The organism is Micromonospora sp. LOL_021, assembly GCF_048060215.1.
In the GTDB taxonomy this organism is placed as follows: Bacteria; Actinomycetota; Actinomycetes; order Mycobacteriales; family Micromonosporaceae; genus Micromonospora_E.
Genome location: NZ_JBHMIN010000106.1, coordinates 1 through 4,052, shown reverse-complemented (window position 1 = coordinate 4,052; position 4,052 = coordinate 1). Strand labels below are relative to the sequence as shown.

Annotated in this window: 3 protein-coding genes and 1 pseudogene; 2 read left to right on the top strand and 2 right to left on the bottom strand. The window is 67.5% G+C overall.

Annotated features, from left to right (window positions below):
• Positions 1 to 1,098, top strand: a 1,098-nt coding sequence (locus ACFHWT_RS31045; protein WP_416598212.1) for a transposase, incomplete at its 5' end; no start/stop codon positions are given.
• A 143-nt stretch (positions 1,099 to 1,241) separates the two neighbouring features.
• On the opposite strand, the pseudogene ACFHWT_RS31040 reads toward ACFHWT_RS31045, so the two are convergent.
• Both ACFHWT_RS31040 and ACFHWT_RS31035 read right to left on the bottom strand, forming a co-directional pair.
• Positions 1,242 to 1,400, bottom strand: a pseudogene (locus ACFHWT_RS31040) (hypothetical protein); the annotation flags it as partial.
• A 127-nt stretch (positions 1,401 to 1,527) separates the two neighbouring features.
• Positions 1,528 to 2,148, bottom strand: a complete 621-nt coding sequence (locus ACFHWT_RS31035) for a hypothetical protein (RefSeq protein WP_416598210.1) — start codon at positions 2,146 to 2,148, stop codon at positions 1,528 to 1,530.
• Between the two features lie 173 nt (positions 2,149 to 2,321).
• On the opposite strand from ACFHWT_RS31035, the gene ACFHWT_RS31030 reads away from it, so the two are divergent.
• On the top strand, positions 2,322 to 3,722 hold the full coding sequence (locus ACFHWT_RS31030) for an IS1380 family transposase (RefSeq protein WP_416598208.1): 1,401 nt from the start codon (positions 2,322 to 2,324) through the stop codon (positions 3,720 to 3,722).
• Positions 3,723 to 4,052 lie beyond the last annotated feature (330 nt).

Sequence of the window (4,052 nt, the reverse complement as noted above, 5' to 3'; positions counted from 1 at the left end):
GCACCCGTCGACTGGTTCACACGCTACGGTCCCCGCGTCGACGCCTACCGACTACCGAAAGCCGAATCGGAACGACTTGACCTCGCACTACGGATCGGCGCGGACGGCGTCACGCTCCTGACGCAGGCATGGTGCACCGACGCACCACCGTTCGTCAGGACACTGCCCGCCGTGGAATGCCTACGGGCAACCTGGGTCCAGCAGTACTACCGCGATCCCGCCGGACTGCACTGGCGCACACGCGAAACCCACGGCCGTGCCCCGGGCGCTCTGGCGATCACCTCGCCCTACGACCCCGACACGCGCTACAGCGTCAAACGTGGCGCCGGCTGGAACGGCTACAAGGTCCAGATCAGCGAGGGCTGCGATGACGCTCGCCCGCACCTGATCACCTATGTGGACACCGTGCCGGCCACCGAGGCCGACATCGACACCACCGCGCGCGTGCACGAAACCCTGGCCAGACGCGATCTGGCCCCGGTCGAGCATCTGGCCGACTCCGCCTACGTCACCGCCGACGAGATCCTGCACGCGGCAGACCGACACCGTATCGAGTTGATCGGACCGGTCGGTCACGGAAACCAATGGCAGAGCAAGAGTAGCGGCGCCTTCGACACCGACGCGTTCACCATCGACTGGGACACCCTGACCGCCGTCTGCCCCCAGGGACACCGCAACACCTGGTCAGGCACCACGACCGACCGACACGGCAAACCCCGCGTCATGTTCACCTTCAGCATGACCGACTGCACGCCCTGCCCGGTCCGCTCTCGCTGCACGCGCGCCAAGACCGCCGCCCGAACCCTCACCCTGCGACCCCGGGAACACCACGAACTGCTCCGCGCGTTGCGCGCCGACCAGCAGACCGAGCACTGGCGCAGACGCTACGCGGCCAGATCAGGCATCGAGGGCACCATCTCCCAAGCCGTACGCGCATTCGGCCTGCGAAGATCCCGTTACCGAGGACTCGCCAAGACCCGAGTGCAGAACATCCTGATCGCCACCGCGATCAACCTCACCCGAGCGGACGCATGGCTGGCCGGCAAACCCCTGGGCCACACCCGCGTCTCCCACCTCGCTGCACTCGCGACCAGGTAACCAGCACAATTCGCCAGCGGAGTCTGCTCGTTGGGGAAGTGCCCGCGGGCGCGGACCGGGAAGGCGGGGCAGCGTTCGAGCTTGTGCCACTTGCCGAGCTTGATCGCGGCGACCAGCAGCCGGAAACGGGCGATCGCGACCGCGAAGGCGTTGATGTCGACGCCGGTGACCTGGCCCAGCGCCCGGTCGACGATCGCCCGGATGTCGGTGGTCGGCTCCCGCTTGCGCCACTCGCGCACCAGCCGGTCGAACGCGCCGAGCAGGAAGTGGCCGGAGCCGCACGTCGGGTCGATCACCTTCATCGCGGGCAGGCCGAACTCGCTCAACGCCGGCTCGAACGTCCGGTCCAGGATGAACTTCTCGACGAACACCGGAGTCTGCAACAACGCGTACGTCTTCTTCGCGTACGTCGACAACTCCTGATAGAGGTCACCGAGACTCCTGATAGAGGTCACCAAGGAAACGGGTGTCCAGAGTCGTGCTGCGCAGCGACACCCGGCCCTCACCCGTACGGAAGAAGTTACTCAGCCCCTCCGCGGCCGCGCCGGAGATGTCGAACCGCCACACCGGATTGTGCTTGTCAAAGATCTTCGCCGTCGGGCGCAGCCTGCCCAGGTAGCGGAACGCCTCCCGCAGCCAGTGCCGGTCGTTGTGCAACGAATGCTCAGCCTCGATCAGGTACGCCTGCCACCGCTGCATCCCCGCCTCGGCCGGGGCCGCCGGATCGTCCCCGCCGATCCACAGCCCGTCGATCAGCTCGTTGTCCTCGCAGAAGCGGACGAAGACACAACCCAGCACCCAGGCCACCGCCGCCTGGTCGAGCACGTCCTCCAGCCACACCTCGAACGCGCCGGCCAGCCGCTCCGCCTCCTCGTACTCCTGCAGCAGCTCGGCCCGCAGCGACAGCGACTCCGGCTCCGCGAGCCGCTTACGCAGGTCATCGATCAGGTGCTTCACCTGCGCCTGCATCGCCTGCTGGAGTCGCCGCCGCGCGTCTTCGTCGAGTTCGTCGAGCCCGGCTACGATCCTACGGCCCAGCGACGGCGTCACACGCCGAACGGAACGGCGCACCCGACCTCCCCCAGTCAGTGGGAGAATTAGGTCATCGAGGCCGGTAAGGGAAAGATGCACCTGGCCTGCAAGGATGTGAGTGTCGAAGTCATATCCATAGCAGAAACGGGTGCACCTTTCCGGTGAGTAAGAGTACGGGATGGGCCACACGGTTGCGGGTAACCGTGGGCGGCAAGGGTCTGGTCGGGCACGCGGGCGCGGTACTGCTACGGCAGTGCGCGGACCGGACCGGTCTGACCTCGACGTTGAACAAGGTCCTGCCGCGCGGGAGCGGGCCGGGGTGGTGGGACCGGGGCACGGTGCTGGTCTGTCTGGCGACCGCGATCGTGCTCGGCGCGACGAGCATGTCCGACATCGGGCTGCTGGCGCATCAGGCCCTGCTGTTCGCGGATCCGCCCTCGGAATCGACCGTCCGCCGCGCCCTGGCAGGGTTGGACGAGACATCGCTGCGCCGGATCGCCACCGCGCGGGCGAAGGTCCGCGCCCGGGTGTGGGACCTCCTCTCCCGCCGCCCGCACGGATTCCCGTGGCTGACCGTGGCCGGGAAACCCTTGACCGGATGGGTGGTCATCGACATGGACGCCACGTTGATCACCGCACACAGCGACAAGCAGGGCGCGGCCGCCACGTTCAAGAAGGGCTACGGACACCACCCCCTCGGCGCGTGGTGCGCCAACACCACGGAAAGCCTGGCCATGCTGCTGCGCCCCGGCAACGCCGGATCGAACACGGTCAGCGACCACATTCGGGTACTCGACGACGCGATCGCCCAACTACCGGCGTCCTACCGGCGGAAAATCCTGATCCGCGTCGACGGCGCCGGCGCCACCCACGACCTCATGACACACCTGGAGCGGCTGAACCGGACACGACGCAACGTGCGCTTCACCGTCGGCTGGACCATCACCGACGCCGACGAGACCGCCATCGCCCGGCTACCCGAGTCCGCGTGGACCGACAGCCTCGGCCAGGACGGCACCGCCACCACCGGAGAGGCACACACCGCCGAGCTGACCGGCCTCGACCATCGCCTCGACAACTGGAACACCGGGCTACGGCTGATCGTGCGACGCACCAGACCGTCGGCCCGGCACGCGAAGAACCTCACCGCCCTGGAACGATCCACCGGCTGGCGGTACGCGATCGTCGCCACCAACATCGGCCGCCTCGGACGGGTAGCCGGCTCGCACCAGCCACAATGGCTCGACGCCCTGCACCGCGCCCACGCCGGTGTCGAGGACCGCGTCCGCACCAACAAGGCCATGGGCCTACGGAACCTGCCCTCCAAGGACTGGACCGTCAACCAGGGCTGGGTCCTCGCCGCGAACATCGCCGCCGACCTCGACTCCTGGACCCGGCTCCTCGGCCTGCACGACCAGGCCGACCTCGCCCACGCCGAACCCGGCACCCTGCGCTACCGGATTCTGCACCTCCCCGCGAAACTCGCCACCCACGCCCGCCGCACGATCCTGTCCATCCCCGACACCTGGCCCTGGGCCGAAGCGTTCACCCTCTGCTGGCAACGCCTCAGCCTGATACCCCCACCCACCTGACCCCGAACACCGGCCCCTACCAGCAAAAAGACGCCACCGGCACCAGGAGGACCGGCGCACCCGCAGCGACACGCGGCGAACCGACCCCCACCCCGAGTGGACAAAACGGTCAGCCGAACCGGACTACCAGGGATCAACACCCTCTGACGGATTGAGGCCGACATCACCCCAACGTTACCCAAAGCTCCAGCCGCCCATCGGGCAACTCACGGCCGCCGTGACCAGCAGTTATTCAAGAACGAGCAATCGCCGTGGTTTCGGATCCAAAATTGAGGTCTATTCACAGGCGATCCTGTAGAAGTGCAGCCCGATGACACAGGAGATCGTTTC